Consider the following 15,481-nt stretch of genomic DNA (forward strand, 5'->3'; position numbering starts at 1 on the left):
CACGCCGCGGGCTCAGAACCCGTCGCGATCGGTCGCCTTCAGCAAAATCGAAAGCCCGCGCTGCGGCGCGCCATTGAGGTCCTGCGGCATTTGCCGCAGGATGTCGACCGTCGCCGCCCACAGGCCGCGCTCCGCCGCGGCGGACAGCAGCGGCCCGTTGCGGTACGAGCGCATCCCCTTGCTGATCGCCATGAACGCCCGGTGCGCCCCGGCGAGGTCGCCGGCCGCGGCCATCACCGCCGAGACCTCTTGGAGTACGATGTCCGGATACCCCTCGCCTCGGGCCATCTCGATCGCTTGATCCAGCAGCGCGGTGCATTCGTCCGCGAGCCCGCCGCGGGAGGCGAGCGCCGCCATGCGCTGGAGCGGCTTGCGCTGCTGCTCCAATTGCTCGCGGGCGCGCGTGAACCACGCCATCCATTCCGGATGCGAAGGATCCAGCGAGCCGAGCACGCCGACGCGCACCTCGAACACGTCCAGCTTGTTCGGCGCGCCCTTTTCGAGCTTCGCCGCGATGTCGAGCCGCCCGAGCGCCGCCGCTGCGCCGGCGAGGTGGCACGGGAAGTCGAGGCTCTGCTTGCGTAGCTTCGGCGCCGCCTTGAGGATCGTCTCGAAATGCTTGCCGGCGCGCTCTGGGGCCACACGCGCGAGGCCTAGCAAGTACTTAGCCGAGCTCTCGTACTTCGGCACGAGCTCCTCGGCCATGGCGGCCTCGGCGCGGGCCGGCTCGCCGGCGGCCGCCATCGCGGCCGCGAGTCGGAGGCGCGCTACGGTGGTCGACAGTCCGTCGAATTCGGAGAGCCACGAGACCGCGGCATCCCATTCCTTCAGCGCGATGAGCCGGGAGAGCCCGCGGTCGAGCAGCTCGAATTCGTTGTGCGCGTCGCGCTCCTTCATCTGCGAAACGAGGGATTTCAGCTCCGCCGCCGACGCGCGCGGACAGATCGCCGAGAACACGGCCCGCGTCTCGGTCCACGACGGCTTCTCATCTCCGCTGGCGATCATGTCTATCGCCTCGTGGATCCGCCCGACCGCGGCCAGGGCCTCGGCGACCACGCCGCGATTCTCGCTCGCATTGGTCTCGGGGTCGACCGTGGCAATGGCCGACGAAAGCAGTTTGTCGCCGCGGGCCTTTTCGCCGAGCAGCACCCAGCCCGCGCCGATCATCGCCTGCGGCCGCGACGCGCTGTGCTGCTTGGCTTCTTTCTTCGTGAGCAGCTTCTCGGCCTCCTCGAGCCACCGGCGCAGGGTCTTCGTCTGCGCGTCTGTCAGCGCCTCGCCTTTGCGCCACGCGAGCGCGGCCACGACCGTCTCTCCGCGTGCCCGGGCCGAAAACCACGGATCGTCCCATTTGGGCCAGCCGCCGGTGCCGTCGAGCGCTGCCGCGGCCCGATCAAAAAGGCCGAGCGCCATCACTCGCTCCGCGAATTCCCGCCGGTAATTGTCGCCGTGATATCTGACGCGAAGCGACTTGATGCCCTCCTCGACCAGCGCCGCGACGTCGTCGATCGAGCCTCCCGGCGGCGGCCACTTCACTTTCTGCGGCCTCGCCGGCGCCTTGCCCTTCTTGCCGAACTTGCGCTTGAACGACGCCGACGCCGCGGGATCGGCCGCCGCCGCCGCCGCGTCCGGCCACACCTTCGCCTCGCCCCAGCGCCACGGCCACGCCCATTTGCGATCGATGACCCACGCGATCTTGGCGTCGATCTCGGCCACGCTGGCGCTCGCGTCGGGCGGCCCGATCACCACGCCCTCGGGCAATGCCGCGGCCACCCGCTCGCCGTCGAGCGGGAATGCCGGATTCCAGTCCCAGGTCGATCCAAAATCGTCGCCGCCGAGCGCGAGGGGGCTGTCGCCGCTCGCCTCGATCGCCGGGCGAAACCGACCGAGCTCCGCCCCGTCGTGATCCCGGAAAAACACAAGCCCTTTCGCCGTATTGCTGACGAGCACGCCGTCGCCATACGCCACGCCGCCGCTCGGCGCGGCAATGTCGAGCCGTTTTGCCGGCGCGTCGCCGAGCTCCCAGACTTGCAGCCGCCCGCCCACCAAAATCGCCGCCGCGCGACCGTCGGGGCGCCACGAGAATTCGTACGTCTCGTCCTCGTCGGTCCGCGGCGCTGGCACGTCGAGGCTGTAGCGGTACGTGCCGCGGTCGTAGATGAAGATCCCCGGTTCCGCCCGCCACTCGTTCTCGGGTTGCACGATCGCCGCGAGCCGCGCGCCGTCACGCGAATAGAGGAGCGACGCGGCACCGACGTGCATGGGCAGCTTGCCATTGGGCAGACCGGTGCTCGCGTCGTAATAAACGATGCCGGCCGGGTGCATCACGAATTCGTTTCCGTCGGGGGAGAACGAGACCGGCGGATGCGCCTTTTGCTCCCACAAGATCTTTCCAGTCTTCGCGTCGAGCGCGAAGACGTGCGACAAACCGCTGGTACCGACGATGCGATCGGGGTGCGACCAATCGATGCCACCCATCGGGTGCAGGCGCGGCTCGGAGTGCGGATCGTTTGGGTCCGAACGGTCGGTCGATTGACACCAGCGCGGCGCGGGCCGCCGACCGACGAGCGGTACGATCGCCCCGAGCGCGAGGTTCGGGCCCCAGCAGGCGATATAGACGTCGCGGCTGTTCGACGACCACGCCCACGACGGCGGCCGGTTCCATCCGTCGGTCACGTAGGCGCACGAATCGGGCTCGCCGGACGCGCCGAACGGGTCGAAGCTGCCGACCCCGTTGGTATCGAACGCGAGGCCGACGCGCTTGCCGTCGGGTCGCCATTGAATGCAGCCGCCATGATCGGGCCAACCGACCCCGCCGCGCACGCGCAGCATGTTCACGCAGCGCCCGGCCCGCACGTCCCAGATTTGCAGCACGCCGCCGTGATCGTAGTCGTCGCCGACCCACGACCCGGTGGCGAGGAAACGCCCGTCGGGCGAGAGCTCGCTCTCACTGACCTCGACGTCGTGCCCGTGCGCGTGCTGCAGCGTCGCGCGGGGTCGCAGTCGCGCCGTCGCGGCGCGGTGGGCCGCCGTGATCCCGTGCGCCGCTTCGTGGGCGTAGAGCACCTCGCGCAGGTCCGAAAGATCGCGATCGGCCTCGAAGTCGTCCCACGGCAGCGCCTCGATCGCGGCCGTGAGCGCAGGCCCGGGCACCTTCGGGTCGAGCGATGCGAACGACGACGACGCGCGGCTCGAACGCGCCGGCGCCTTCTTCTTCTTCGGACCGGCGAGCAGAGCCATCAGTTCGTCCTCGCCGAGCACCGTGATTCCGAGGCGCCCCGCCGCGTCGATCTTGCTGCCGGCCTTCTCGCCCGCGAACAGGACGTGCGTCGACTTGCCGACGCTGCTGCCGATCTTGGCCCCGAGCGCCGCGAGTTGCTTCTCCGCCTCGGCGCGCTTCAGCTTCGAAAAGGTACCGGTGAGGACGACGGTTTTCCCGCGAACATCCAGGGCCATGGCTCACGGATCTACACGTTTTCCCGCGCACGATCCATCGCCAGTGCGCGCTCGATTGACTTCGCTCGCCTGTAACGCTCAACTCTGCCGATGGAGATCGGGGGATGAGCGAAGCCACACTCGATACGAAGCCTGCGGAACCTGAAGCGCCCACCGCGCCCGAAGCGCCGGCCGCGCCCGAAGCGCAGGCCTTGCTTGATTTCGAGCGCGCCGAGTTCGGCGAGCCCGCGGCCAAGCACGTGCAGTGCGGCATCTGCGCGTCGGCCATCACGACCGCGTACTATCAGCTCCTCGACAAGGTCCTGTGCAGCTCGTGTCGTGACGGCGTGCATCGCTCCGTCGAAGATGCCCGCAGCGGCGCGGCCTTCGGAAAGGCTTTTCTCCAGGCCGGCGCCGTCGCCTTCGGCCTCGGCCTCGTGTACGCGCTCTTCGTCCACTTCACCCAGATCCAGCTCGCGCTCGCGACCATCGGCATCGGCTTGCTCGTCGGGCGCGCCGTCCAGCGCGTCACGCGTGGCTTCGGCAGCACGAAACATCAGGTGCTCGCGGTCGTGCTCACGTACCTTGCGTCCGCGATGGGCTACCTCCCGGTGATCCTCGGCGCGTTCCAACAAGGCGACTCCGGGGAGCAGAGCCTCGGCCTCGTGGGCGGCGTCATCTACTTCGTCCTCACCGCGGGCTTGACGCTCGCCGCGCCGTTCCTCGACATCACGAGCGGCTTCAGCGGCGTGCTCGGCGCGCTCATCATCTTCTTCGGCCTGCGCACCGCGTGGCAGGCGTCGCGAGGGATCGGCGGTCCCGTCGCCATCAGCGGCCCGTACCAGGTGAACCCGAGCCCGACCCCGTGAACGACGCCGTCTCGCGCTGCGCGGCCTGCGGAGTGGAGCTCGCCCCGGGCATGCTCGCTTGCCCCGCCTGTCGCAAGCTCGTGCACAGCGCGCGCCTCGCGGCCCTGGCCGCGGACGGCGCGGCCGCCGAGCGCGACGGCCGCTTCACCGACGCCCTCACGCACTGGCGCGAGGCGCTCGGCCTCTTGCCCCCGGGCAGCACGCAACACCGCGTGGTCGGCGAGACGATCCAACGGCTCAGCCTGGCCCTTGAAAAGGCTGGCAACACGCCAAAGTCGCAGGGCGGCCGCGCGAAGGCGGTGGCGGGCCTCGGCGCGGTCGCGCTCGTCGCGTGGAACCTCAAATACTTCCTGCTCTCGCTGCTCGGAAAGGCGAAGCTGCTCCTCTCGGGGCTCGCGTCGTTGCCGACGCTGCTCTCGATGTTCGCGTGGATCGCGCTCGATCGATCCCGCGGGCTCTCGTTCGCGCTCGGGCTCGTGGCCTCGATCTACGTGCACGAGATGGGACACGTCGCGGCGCTTCGACTCTATGGAATCCAGGCGACCGCGCCGATGTTCGTGCCCGGCCTCGGGGCCCTCGTGCGAATGCGGCAGTATCCGATCGACGCCCGCGAGGACGCGCGGGTCGGGCTCGCAGGGCCCGTGTGGGGATGCGCCGCGGCGGCGGTCGCGCTCGCGGCGGGGCTCGTCCTGAAGGAGCCCACGATGCTCGCGGTGGCGAGCGTCGGCGCGACGATCAACGTCTTCAACCTGGTCCCGGTCTGGCAACTCGACGGCGCACGCGGCTTTCGGGCGCTCGATACGCGGCAACGGGGGATCGTGCTGACGATCGCCGCGCTCGCTGCGCTGCTCTCGGGCGACGTGATGGGCTGGGTCGTGTGCGCGGCGGGAAGCTTGCGGCTCAAACGAGATTTGCCGGCGGAGGGAGATCCGCGCGCATTTCGCACGTTCGCCGGGCTTCTCGTCGCCTTGTCGGCGATTGCGTGGGCGGCCGGGAAGGCCGCCCCGCCGGGCTGATGATCAGAAGCAGAACACCTTGCAGAGGACCTCGCCCACGTCGTCCGCGACGTCGGTGACCCCGCCGGCCACGTCGTCCGCGAGGTCCTCGAGGTCCGACACGCCGCCCTCGAACCAGCCCAGGGTCGAATCGAGCGTCGAATTCACGACCGACCCGGCCGTCGAGGTCCAGTTCGTGAGCTCGGCGGCTGCATTCTCGGCCGTGGACATGAGCGCGGTGCTGGCCGTCGCGGCGGCACTGTTGAGCTTCGAGCCGACCTCCTGGGTGGTTCCATGCAGCCAAACCGTCGACTCCCGCGCGGCCTCCCGCGTCCACACCACCGCGACGCCCGCGTGATGGCTGATCACGATACGGCCGTCGTTCACCGCGTCGACGAGGCCGACGCGGACGTCCGCGGTCCAGTCGATTTGCCACGCGTGGAGGTTATAGGCCATGGTCAGGAGCGACTGGTTCCAGCCGACAACCCAGTTCTTCAGCGAATTGAACGAGGCGACGGCGTCGCTGCCCTTCACGTAGACGGAGACGCCGACCGGGACGACCACGAGCGGGACGCTGAACCCGTATTGCCCATCCTTGCCATACTTGAGCTCGCCGTACAGGCCCACGCCGGCCGACAGGTTGAGCGACGCGGTCGTGCCGGAGGGATCACCCACGCCCGTCGTGAGGACGACGAGGTTCGATTCGAAGCCCAGCGAGACGCCGTCGTCCGTGAACATCGCGCCGGCCTGGCCGGAGCCGATCTCCACCGAGCTATACCCGAGCGCGTTCTGCGAGGAGCTCGAGAGGAGCGAGCCCGAATAGGTCATGCCGTAGCGCGACGACTCGAAATCACCCGAAAACGTGCCCACCGCATACGTGCGCCCCTCGGGCAGGCCTTGGCGGGCCGCGTCGAGCTCGGCCGCCTCGACCGTCGTGCCCACGTTCGCCACGAGATCGGAGACCGTCGCGAGCAAACCCGCCTGCTGCGTGACGCTGAGCGTCTCCCAGAAGTCCGTGCCGACGCCGAAGTTGTATCCGGCCGTGCGCAACGCCTCGGCGATCACGAAGGGATCGGCCACGACGAACCCATTGCCGCCCGGCAGCTCGACGACGAGCAGGAGATCCGGGACGCTGTCGGCGTCGACGTCCTGATAGACGAACTTCATGGTCGGCGCCGGGACGTCGTCGAGGGCGTGCGTGAGGGCGAGGCGCGGGCCTTCGAGCGTCGTGCTCTCTTTCGCGGCGAACGCGAAGTTCAGGTACGGCGTGTATTTGGCGCGGATGAGAACGAGCGTGATCTTGCCGTTCGTGTCCGCGTTGATGAAATCGACGAGCGCGTCGCTGGTGAACGAGACGGTCTTGCCCACGTCGGTGCGCTTCACCGTGAATTGCCCGAGCGAATCGACCTCCGAGTTCCGCACGCCGTCGGACGAGCTGTCGATCTCGTTCGAGAACGTCGCGTCGTTCGCCGTCGCCTCGTTGAAGCTCTCGGACGCCGCGCCGTCACGGATCCCGAAGACGGCAAAGTTCAAGCTCTCCGGGACCGTGCCGACGTCCTGGAAGTAATTCGCGACGTCGAGGCGCACGGTGGCCTTCTCGACCTTGGTGCCAGGCGTCATCTCGAAACGAACCACGCCCTTGCGTGTATTGGCGTGCGTGCCGCCGTTGTTCTTCACGAGGATGTTGCTCTCGGCCCCGTGGACCGTCGCATCCCCGTAGCGAGCATAGGTGTCCGCGCCTGCGCCGAGCGTCTCTTCGGCCTGAATGAAGAGGCGCGGCCCACTCAGGGTCGTGTGCTCCTTCGAGGCGAACGCAGTGTCGAAGCTGTTGCTCCGGAGGACACGCGTGATGATGAGCGTGATCACGCCGTCGCTATCGGCGTTGATGAAGTCGACCAGGGCCGCGCTCGAGAATCGCACGGTCTTGTTGAGGTCGGCCTGCGTGAGCGTGATCGTCCCGAGCGGGTCTTTCGCGGTCGTGGCGGGGTTACCGTCGAAGACGCCGGCCGCGGACGTGTTCATGCCCACGGCGGTATTGGTGATGACGCCGAAGAAATTCGACCACTTGGCCGATTCCTCCTCGACGTCTTCCATGGATCCCGAAGCCTCGGCGAGGCCCCAGATCCGGAAGTCGCAGGAGAGCGCCTCGTCGAACCTGGAGAGGTCGAGGTAAAGCGCCGCGTCCGTGGCCTTGTCGGTTGGGTTGATCTGGAACCGCATGACGGCCGACACCGCGTTGTACGATTGGTCCGTGCTGGTGTTGCGCTTCATCTTGACGACGAGCTCGGTCGAGCCGCCGTAAGGGCCCGCGCTCTCGAGGTCCACGTGGGTGTCGTCGGTCGGCGTGACGACGGTGGCGCGGGCGATCGCCGCGTTCCCGACGAACGCGAGCGCAAATGCGATCCATCGCAAGAGGAAGGTCCTGAAGTGGTCGTGGCAGTGGTTCACGGTGCCTCCGAAGGTCGTCGAGGCGGGCTCATCGGCGCCTCACGAATCGAACCTAGCTCGACGCCAAATCTCCACAATGGCCAGGGTTCGCCACGGGATGTCCACGCGTGGACACCCTCGAAGTGGAGATGGCCGAGCCGCGTCGTTCGATGGTAGGCTCGGCCTGACGATGGGGGCATGGCATGGCCAATCTCGGCCACCCGGTGCTCCGGAAACGAACATCTCATGGACCTCGAAGAGCTCCGAGCCTTTCTCGCGGTGGCCGAGGCCGGCTCGTTCCTGGCCGCGGCGACGTCCCTCCACATGCCGCGCGCGACCTTGCGCCGGAGGATCGATCAACTCGAAGCGCGCGCCGGTGTGCCCCTCGTCGATCGGACGCGGGACGGGGTCTCCCTCACCGAGGCGGGCAAACTCCTGGCGGCGCGCGGGCGGCTGATGGTGCAGGAGTCGAACGCGCTCCTGCAATCGGTCCGCGAGGCCGGATCCGAGCCGGCCGGCGTGCTTCGTGTCCTCTTGCCCGTGGGTTTGCCCCCGCAGCTCCTTCTCCACGTGCACGGCATCGCGCGCAAGTACCCGCGCCTCGCCTTCCGGCTGCATTTCAGCGACAATCCCGTCGGGGGTCTCATGGAGAACGTGGACCTCGCCCTCCATTTCGGCGACACGAGCCCCGCGGGGCCGTGGGTCTCACGCGAGCTCATGCGCGTCCGCATGTGGCTGGTCGCGTCGCGTGAATACCTCGCACGGCGCGGAACACCGCGATTCATCGAGGAGCTCGCGAATCACGATTTGCTCGCCTGGGAGGCACCGGGCGAGGATGGACGATCGTGGCCGCTGCTCCGCGGCGGCACGTTCCCGGTCGCGCCGATCGTCACAGCGCAAGACATTCACGTGATTCGGCAGATGGCGGTCGCGGGACGCGGAATCGCGCTCGTCCCCGACCCCGGGATCCCCGACGACGGGGTCCCCGCGGGCACGATCGTCTCGGTCCTGCCGGACGTCGTGGGCCGGGAAATCGGATTCCGTGTTGTCGTGCCGGCCGTGCTCTCCGAGATCCCGCGCATCAAGGCGATGCTCGATCTGCTGGAGCCATTTCTCGGGAAACTCGGGCTGTGATGGTCAGCGACGGCGTTTCACGGGCTCCGGGGATCGGCGTGAGCGGCGTCTTTTGAGGATTCTCTCCCGCGGGCGAACACCGCGTGGAGCAGGATGCCGGTCACGCTGCCGGCCGTGATGCCGCTTTGCAGGATCACCTGAAGCCACGGGGGCAAACTTCGCCAGAACCCCGGAGCGCTGAGCGGGATGAGGCCCACGGCCAGGGTCGCGGCGACGATCAATCCATTCATGCGCCCCTGCTCGCTGTCGAAATCGACCCGCGACAGCGTGCGCAACCCGCTCGCGGCCACCTGCCCGAACATGAGCAGCCCCGCCCCGCCGAGCACGGGCGCCGGAATCGCCGCGACGAGCGCCGAGAGTTTCGGCAAGAGGCCGAGCACGACGAGGATCAGGCCCGCCGCCGCGACGACCCAGCGGCTCCGCACGCGCGAGAGCGCCACGAGGCCCACGTTCTGCGCATACGCGGTGTACGGAAATGCATTCAGCACGCCGCCGAGCATCGTGGACAAACCATCGGCGCGCAGGCCGCGCGCGAGCGCCTCGGGCGTCAAGGGCCTTCCCGTGAGCTCGCCGAGCGCCACGAAATCCCCTGTCGATTCCACCATGACGACCAGCATGACGAGGGCCATCGAGGCCACCGCCCCCGGATCAAAATGCGGAAGCCCGAATGCGAAGGGCTTGGTCACGGCGATCCATTGCGCCTCGCGCACGCCCGCGAGATCGAGCTTGCCGAGCGCCGCCGCGATGAGCGTCCCCGACACGAGCCCGAGCAGCACGGCCACGCCTTGCCAGAATCCCGTGAGCACGCGTTTGTAGAGAAGAACCAGCGCGAACGTGGTGAACGCGAGCCCGAGCGCCGCCGGCGCGCCGAAATCGGGGGACGACGGATCCCCGCCGCCCGCCCAGCGCACGGCGACGGGGAGCAAGGAAATCCCGATGAGCGTGATGATGCTGCCCGTCACGACCGGCGGGAAAAACCGGAGCAATCGCGCGAAAAACGGCGCGACGAGCAAGGTCAGCGCGCCGGCCGCGATGACGGCGCCGTACACGGAAGGGAGGCCGCCCGTCTTGCCAATGAGGATCATCGGGCCGACGGCGGCGAACGTACACCCCTGGATGACCGGCAATCGCACGCCGAAGCCCGGAAAGCCCACGGTCTGCACGAGCGTCGCGAGGCCGCAGGTGAAGAGGTCGGCGCCGATCAGATAGACGAGCTCTTCCCGCGAGAGGCCGAGGGCGCCGGCGACGATGAGCGGCACCGCGACGGCGCCGGCGTACATGGCGAGCACGTGCTGGAGGCCATACGCGAGAAGGCGCGGCAGCGGCAGCCACGCGTCGACGGGATCGGGGGCACTTTGCGAGGCCATGGCCGAGGATCGCCCCGCGCGGCCGCGAACGCAAGACCCGGGCAAGCGCGCCCGCGGCCGTGATGGGCTCGACAATCGTCCTCAGCGCAGCGGCAAGCGGAAGCGCGCCCCCGGGCCCTCGTCTTCCTCGACTTCCGGCGCGAGCGGCGCGGCCATCCGGGCGGCCGAAGGATCGAACGGCACGTCGGCCCAATCGAAGATGCGGCTCATCGCGTGCAATCGCTCGTCCTCGGGCAGGTCTGCGATGTCCACGCCGTGGTGCCCGTCGGGCACGATGTACCGGAATGCGTCGTTCTTCGCCCGGGCCTCGAACGGGTTGGTGCTCCAAGGATCGTTTTCACCATAGATGAAGAGCATCCGCTCGCCACGCACCCACGTCCGCGCTTCGATGTGCGCCATGAGGCCGTAGTCGAACGGGATCGTCACCGGCACGGGCGTCAGGTTTTTCGCTTGATCCTCCCCCGGATACCGCAAGAGGTCCATCAAGGGGGCCTCGTCGAAACGCGGATGGCCGAGCTGGGTGGCCGACTGGTAGAAATAGGGCCCGTAGTACACGTTGATGGTCTCGTCGTCGTAGTTGAACGGGGCGCCGAGGTAGTCGACGAAGAAGTGAAGCAGCTCCTCGTCGCTCGCGTCCGGCGCTGGGAGATGAGGTTCGCAGAAATCCACGGGGCAGAACTGCCAGTAGAAAAACGAGGCCTCGACGACGCCGAACTCGAAGGCCCGGTCGGCCCCCACGATATCGTACGTGAGGCCCCACTCGGCCATCTCCGCCACCATCATCGGCACGATCTGCTCACGCCGGGCCAAAAGGGCGCGCTGGTATGCGATCAACCTCGCCCGCATCACCGGGTCCCCCACCTGACGGATGAAGGTGACGTACCGCGGATCGCTCGGCGAATAGGTGGACGGCGACACGTAGGCGACCGTGCCGTCCACGTCGTCCGGGTGGTAGTAGCGATGATAGATCGAGGTCATGCCGCCCTTGCTGGAGGCGCCGGAAATCCAGCGACCTGAATAGACGGGCCTGAACGCCTGCGCGATCCGGTGATGATCGCCAGCGGCCTGCTCGATATCGAGGTGCTCGTACGTCGGGCCCGGAGGCACGGATTCGCCATAGTAGCGGTGCTCGACGTAGATCTGATTGCCCTGGAGCATGGCCGCGACCTCGCCCTCGATCACCCTCCGCGTGTTCACGGCATACCCGCTGGTGAGGAACGACGTGGGCGCGTCGAAGGAGCGATGCAGAAGGGCGATTTTCTGGGTGAAGCGCGGTCCGTCCGGGTCGTGGTGATCCACGGGCTGCTCGAACTTGAGCACGAAGAAACGCGTGCCCGGGATGTTCGAGGGGTTCTCGCTGACCACCGTGAGCCCGGGGATCGACGCGAGCTCGGCGAGGACCTCGTCGGTCACGGCCGCCTGCGCAGCGGCGACGGATTCGTCCAGCGAAGGGCCCTCTCCGGTGCCGCACGCGGCGACGCCGAAAGCGAGGAGGATCGATATCACGGGAAAGGTACGATTTTGCCGCATGTCCATGCCTTTCATTTTGGCAATCGGCGTGCCGGGCGTCACGCCTCGCAGCAACGCCATGCCCGCGCGCCCCTCCGGTCCCCGTGCACATGTCGAGCAACCGGCTTGCGCGAATCGCGCAAACCGGACGTCGACATCGCGCGATTCGTGCAGTCGAGGACGCGCGTGCCGGCTCTGACGCGGCGCATGAATCGCCGAACAAGCGGGGCGCGACCTGTGGTACGCTCCCGTCACGATGTCCGCGCCCTCCCCTGCCCTCACGTTCCCCCGCGTGTACAACGCAGCCGAGCATTTCATCGATCGGCACCTCGCCGAGGGGCGCGGCGACAAGACCGCGGTCATCGACCCTCAAGGCGCCGTCACCTACGCGGAGCTCGCCGAACGCGTGAACCGCGCGGGAAACGCGCTCCGCGGGCTCGGCGTCCGGATGGAGGAGCGGGTGCTCTTGTGCCTGCTCGACGGCCGTGATTTCCCCGCCGTCTTTTTCGGGACGATGAAGATCGGCGCCGTCCCGGTGCCCGTGAACACACTCCTACAGCCCGACGATTACGCGTACTTGCTCGATGACAGCCGCGCCCGCGTGCTCGTCCTCTCGTCCTCACTTTATCCGAAATTCGAGCAGCTCCTCGGGAAGGCGCAATTCCTCCAGCACGTGGTGCTCGTGGGCGAGGAAGACGAGACCTCCGGAAAACACGCGCACCTCGGCGCGCTCCTCCGCGCCGCCGAACCCACGCTCGCGGCCGCGCCGACGACGCCGGATGACGTGGCCTTCTGGCTCTACTCGTCCGGCTCGACCGGCCGACCGAAAGGCGCGGTGCACCTGCATTCCCATCTCCAGCAGACCGCCGTTCTTTATGGAGAGCGCGTGCTCGGGATCACCCCCGACGACGTGGTCTTCTCGGCGGCGAAATCGTTTTTCGCGTACGGCCTCGGCAATGGGATCACCTTCCCCTTCCACGTCGGCGCGACCGCCGTCTACCAGCCCGACCGCGCGACGCCCGACACCGTGATGCGCGTGCTCCGCGAAAAACGCCCCACTATTTTTTACGGCGTCCCCACGCTCTACGCCTCGATCCTCGCCGATCCCAAAAACAACCGCGAGACCGGCTCCGATCGCCTCCGCGTCTGCGTCTCCGCGGGTGAGGCCTTGCCCAAGGAGATAGGCGAAAAATGGCTTCTGCGCTTCGGCGCGCACATCCTCGACGGGATCGGCTCCACCGAGATGCTCCACATCTTCATGAGCAATCGGCTTGGCGACGTGCGATACGGGACCTCGGGCCGCCCCGTCCCCGGCTACGACGTGAAGCTCGTCGACGATGCGGGCGAGCCCGTGCCCGACGGCGAGGACGGCTCGCTCTGGGTACGCGGGCCGTCGAGCTGCGTGGCCTACTGGAACCAGCGGCAAAAAAGCCTCGACACGTTCCACGGCGCCTGGACCCGCACGGGCGACCGATACGTGCGCGACGCCGAGGGTTATTTTACGTATGCAGGGCGAAGTGACGACATGCTCAAGGTGTCGGGGATCTGGGTCTCGCCGTTCGAGGTCGAGAGCGCCCTCACCGCGCACGAGGCCGTGCTCGAAGCCGCGGTCGTGGGCCACGCCGACGAGGCGAAGCTCGTCAAGCCCAAGGCCTTCGTGGTGCTGAAGCGGCCGGACGAAGCGTCGCCGGCGCTCGCGGACGCGCTGAAGGATTTCGTGAAGGGGCGGCTCGCGCCCTACAAATACCCGCGCTGGATCGAGTTCGTGCGCGAGCTGCCGAAGACGGCGACGGGGAAGATCCAGCGTTACAAGCTGCGGGAGGGATGAGGTCTCGCGCGGATCCCGTCGAGCAAGAGCGCCTTGCAGTGGGCGAAGGCCTCGGGAAAACTCATCCCGAGCGCGGCGAGGACGTCCGGGCGGAGGATGTTCTGCACGTTGTTGATGACGATACGGACGACGAAATCCTCGGGCACGTCGGGCCGGAAGACGCCCGCGCGTTTGCCCGCGGAGAAGAGCGCCCGCGAGCGCGTGTGGACGACCTTGCTCCGCCATTGATCAACGCGCGTCCAGAGCGAAGGCGCGTCGCGCTGCAGATCGGTGAGCAGCGGCCCGCGCGCCTCTTCGTAGCCGGCGGCGACGATACGCATGAAGCGCTCGAGTTTGTCCTCGAAGCCCAAGCTCGTATCGTCGAGCACGGCCGCGAGCTCGGCGTCGATCGCAATGAACGTGGCGTCGATGACCGCTTCGCAGAGCTCCTCCTTGCTCGCGAAATGGCGGTAGAGCGTCTTTTTGCTCATGGCGAGCTCGCTCGCGATCTCGTCCATCGTGACGCGGCCGAACCCGTGCGCGAAAAAGAGACGGCGCGCGGCGGCGAGGATGCGGCCGCGCGCCTCCGCCTCGGCCGTCACGCGACGGCCCGCTGCACGGGCCCGAGGTACCGGAGCGGCGCGCCCTCGGACGGACCCAGGGTCACGTTGCGGCGCACGACGTGCGGCGGCTCGGCCGAGAGCACCTGGAAGCGGTGCGCCGAAAGCAGCGTGCCGAGCACGATCTTCATTTCGTAGAGCGCGAACGCCGCCCCGAGGCAACGCCGCGCGCCGCCGCCGAACGGCAGATACTCGAACGGCGTGAATTTGCGCTCCAGGAATCGCTCGGGCCGGAACACCTCGGCGTCGGGGTACACCTCCGGGTGATTGTGCACGAGCACGATCGCCGCCATCACGGCGACCCCGGGCGGGAGCTCCCGACCGCGGAAGGTGAACGGCGCGAGGAGCTTACGCGAGACCATCGGGAGGATCGGATGTTGCCGCAAGGCCTCGTCGCATACGGCCGAGAGATAAGGCAATTTGACGAGCGCCTCGGGCGCCGGGGTCGGGCCGAGCTCGCGAATCTCGGCGAGGAGTCGATCACGAATGCGCGAGTTCCGATGAATGCCGTCGAGCGCCCACGCCATGCCAATGGCCGTCGTCTCGTGGCCGGCGATGAGCATGGTGCGCAGCTCGTCGTCGATTTCCTCGTCGGACATGGGCCGGCCGTCCTCGTCGCGCACCGAGAGCAGGAGGCTCAGGATGTCGTCGCGGACCTCGCCGCTCTTGCGCCGCGCCTCGATCTCCTCGGCGATGAGGGCGTGGAAACGCGCGACATACTGCTGGAAACGCGCCCAGGGGCCGAGGCCGCCGAAGGAGCGGCGCAAGGGCTCGATCATCATGAGCGGCGGCGTGTACGCCTCGATGTAGCCGACGATCGCCTCGCGGAAGAGCGCCACGCGCGCCGGATCCCGCACCCCGAAGACGGCCTCGATGATGACCTCGAGCGAGATCTCCTGGGTGAGATCCTGCGCCTTGAACTTCGCGCCCGCGGAGAGCTCGGACGCCTTGCGCAATGTGATGTCCGCGATGAGGTCGCCATACGCGCGCATGCGATCGCCGTGGAAAGGCGGGGTGAGGAGCTTGCGCTCGCGGCGATGGCGCGCGCCGTCGAGCAGGAGCACCGAATGCCGGCCGACCACGGGTTCGAGCGGGAGATTCGCGTACGGGGTGAAAAGGGACGGATCCGCGGTGAAGATCTCGCGGATCCCCTCGGGATCCCCCGTGGCGACGACGTGCCCCATGGGCAGCCGGAGCGTGAACGGGTCACCGTAACGGCCGACGGCATCGAGGAAAAATCGCTTCGTGTCGCGGGCGAACTTGAACGCCTGGAGCGCGGGGAAACGAGGACCGGCAGGCAAGGTGTGCATCGAGGCCT

At 68.1% G+C, this 15,481-nt stretch carries 10 protein-coding genes; 4 read left to right on the top strand and 6 right to left on the bottom strand.

Annotated features, from left to right (window positions below):
* Nucleotides 1-12 precede the first annotated feature (12 nt).
* Entirely contained in the window at nucleotides 13-3,456 is a 3,444-nt protein-coding gene (locus tag KEG57_RS36410; RefSeq protein WP_272424324.1) for a WD40 repeat domain-containing protein, read from the bottom strand.
* A gap of 104 nt (nucleotides 3,457-3,560) precedes the next feature.
* Between KEG57_RS36410 and KEG57_RS36415 the strand changes: the two genes are divergently transcribed.
* Complete coding sequence (locus KEG57_RS36415; protein ID WP_272424325.1) at nucleotides 3,561-4,304, top strand: hypothetical protein; 744 nt, start codon at nucleotides 3,561-3,563, stop codon at nucleotides 4,302-4,304.
* Nucleotides 4,301-5,320: a site-2 protease family protein gene (locus tag KEG57_RS36420; protein ID WP_272424326.1), complete on the top strand. Its 1,020-nt coding sequence runs from the start codon at nucleotides 4,301-4,303 to the stop codon at nucleotides 5,318-5,320. The genes KEG57_RS36415 and KEG57_RS36420 overlap by 4 nt, the downstream gene beginning before the upstream one ends.
* Nucleotides 5,321-5,323: 3 nt before the next feature.
* On the opposite strand, the gene KEG57_RS36425 is transcribed toward KEG57_RS36420, so the two are convergent.
* Nucleotides 5,324-7,747, bottom strand: a complete 2,424-nt coding sequence (locus KEG57_RS36425) for a hypothetical protein (RefSeq protein ID WP_272424328.1) — start codon at nucleotides 7,745-7,747, stop codon at nucleotides 5,324-5,326.
* A 225-nt stretch (nucleotides 7,748-7,972) separates the two neighbouring features.
* On the opposite strand from KEG57_RS36425, the gene KEG57_RS36430 reads away from it, so the two are divergent.
* Complete coding sequence (locus KEG57_RS36430) at nucleotides 7,973-8,860, top strand: LysR family transcriptional regulator (protein ID WP_272424329.1); 888 nt, start codon at nucleotides 7,973-7,975, stop codon at nucleotides 8,858-8,860.
* Nucleotides 8,861-8,877: 17 nt separating this feature from the next.
* Here the strand turns inward: KEG57_RS36430 and KEG57_RS36435 are convergent, their stop codons facing one another.
* Both KEG57_RS36435 and KEG57_RS36440 read right to left on the bottom strand, forming a co-directional pair.
* On the bottom strand, nucleotides 8,878-10,227 hold the full coding sequence (locus tag KEG57_RS36435; RefSeq protein WP_272424331.1) for a nucleobase:cation symporter-2 family protein: 1,350 nt from the start codon (nucleotides 10,225-10,227) through the stop codon (nucleotides 8,878-8,880).
* A gap of 81 nt (nucleotides 10,228-10,308) precedes the next feature.
* Nucleotides 10,309-11,817: a S28 family serine protease gene (locus KEG57_RS36440; protein ID WP_272424332.1), complete on the bottom strand. Its 1,509-nt coding sequence runs from the start codon at nucleotides 11,815-11,817 to the stop codon at nucleotides 10,309-10,311.
* Nucleotides 11,818-11,992: 175 nt separating this feature from the next.
* Here KEG57_RS36440 and KEG57_RS36445 point away from each other — a divergent pair, with 175 nt between their 5' ends.
* A complete protein-coding gene (locus tag KEG57_RS36445; RefSeq protein WP_272424333.1) occupies nucleotides 11,993-13,564 on the top strand; it encodes a benzoate-CoA ligase family protein in 1,572 nt (523 codons plus the stop codon).
* Here the strand turns inward: KEG57_RS36445 and KEG57_RS36450 are convergent.
* Entirely contained in the window at nucleotides 13,543-14,145 is a 603-nt protein-coding gene (locus KEG57_RS36450) for a TetR/AcrR family transcriptional regulator (RefSeq protein ID WP_272424334.1), read from the bottom strand. The two genes, KEG57_RS36445 and KEG57_RS36450, sit on opposite strands and share 22 nt — an antisense overlap.
* Nucleotides 14,142-15,473 (bottom strand): cytochrome P450, encoded by a 1,332-nt coding sequence (locus KEG57_RS36455; protein WP_272424336.1) that lies wholly within the window; start codon nucleotides 15,471-15,473, stop codon nucleotides 14,142-14,144. The genes KEG57_RS36450 and KEG57_RS36455 overlap by 4 nt, the downstream gene beginning before the upstream one ends.
* Between the last annotated feature and the right edge of the window lie 8 nt (nucleotides 15,474-15,481).

This window comes from Polyangium jinanense, from assembly GCF_028435365.1.

Bases quoted from the DNA above. Each gene is read 5' to 3' on its own strand.
- KEG57_RS36435 (WP_272424331.1), bottom strand. From the start codon at position 10,227: ATGGCCTCGCAAAGTGCCCCCGATCCCGTCGACGCGTGGCTGCCGCTG.
- KEG57_RS36410 (WP_272424324.1), bottom strand. From the start codon at position 3,456: ATGGCCCTGGATGTTCGCGGGAAAACCGTCGTCCTCACCGGTACCTTT.
- KEG57_RS36445 (WP_272424333.1), top strand. From the start codon at position 11,993: ATGTCCGCGCCCTCCCCTGCCCTCACGTTCCCCCGCGTGTACAACGCA.
- KEG57_RS36415 (WP_272424325.1), top strand. From the start codon at position 3,561: ATGAGCGAAGCCACACTCGATACGAAGCCTGCGGAACCTGAAGCGCCC.
- KEG57_RS36455 (WP_272424336.1), bottom strand. From the start codon at position 15,473: ATGCACACCTTGCCTGCCGGTCCTCGTTTCCCCGCGCTCCAGGCGTTC.
- KEG57_RS36430 (WP_272424329.1), top strand. From the start codon at position 7,973: ATGGACCTCGAAGAGCTCCGAGCCTTTCTCGCGGTGGCCGAGGCCGGC.
- KEG57_RS36440 (WP_272424332.1), bottom strand. From the start codon at position 11,817: ATGGCGTTGCTGCGAGGCGTGACGCCCGGCACGCCGATTGCCAAAATG.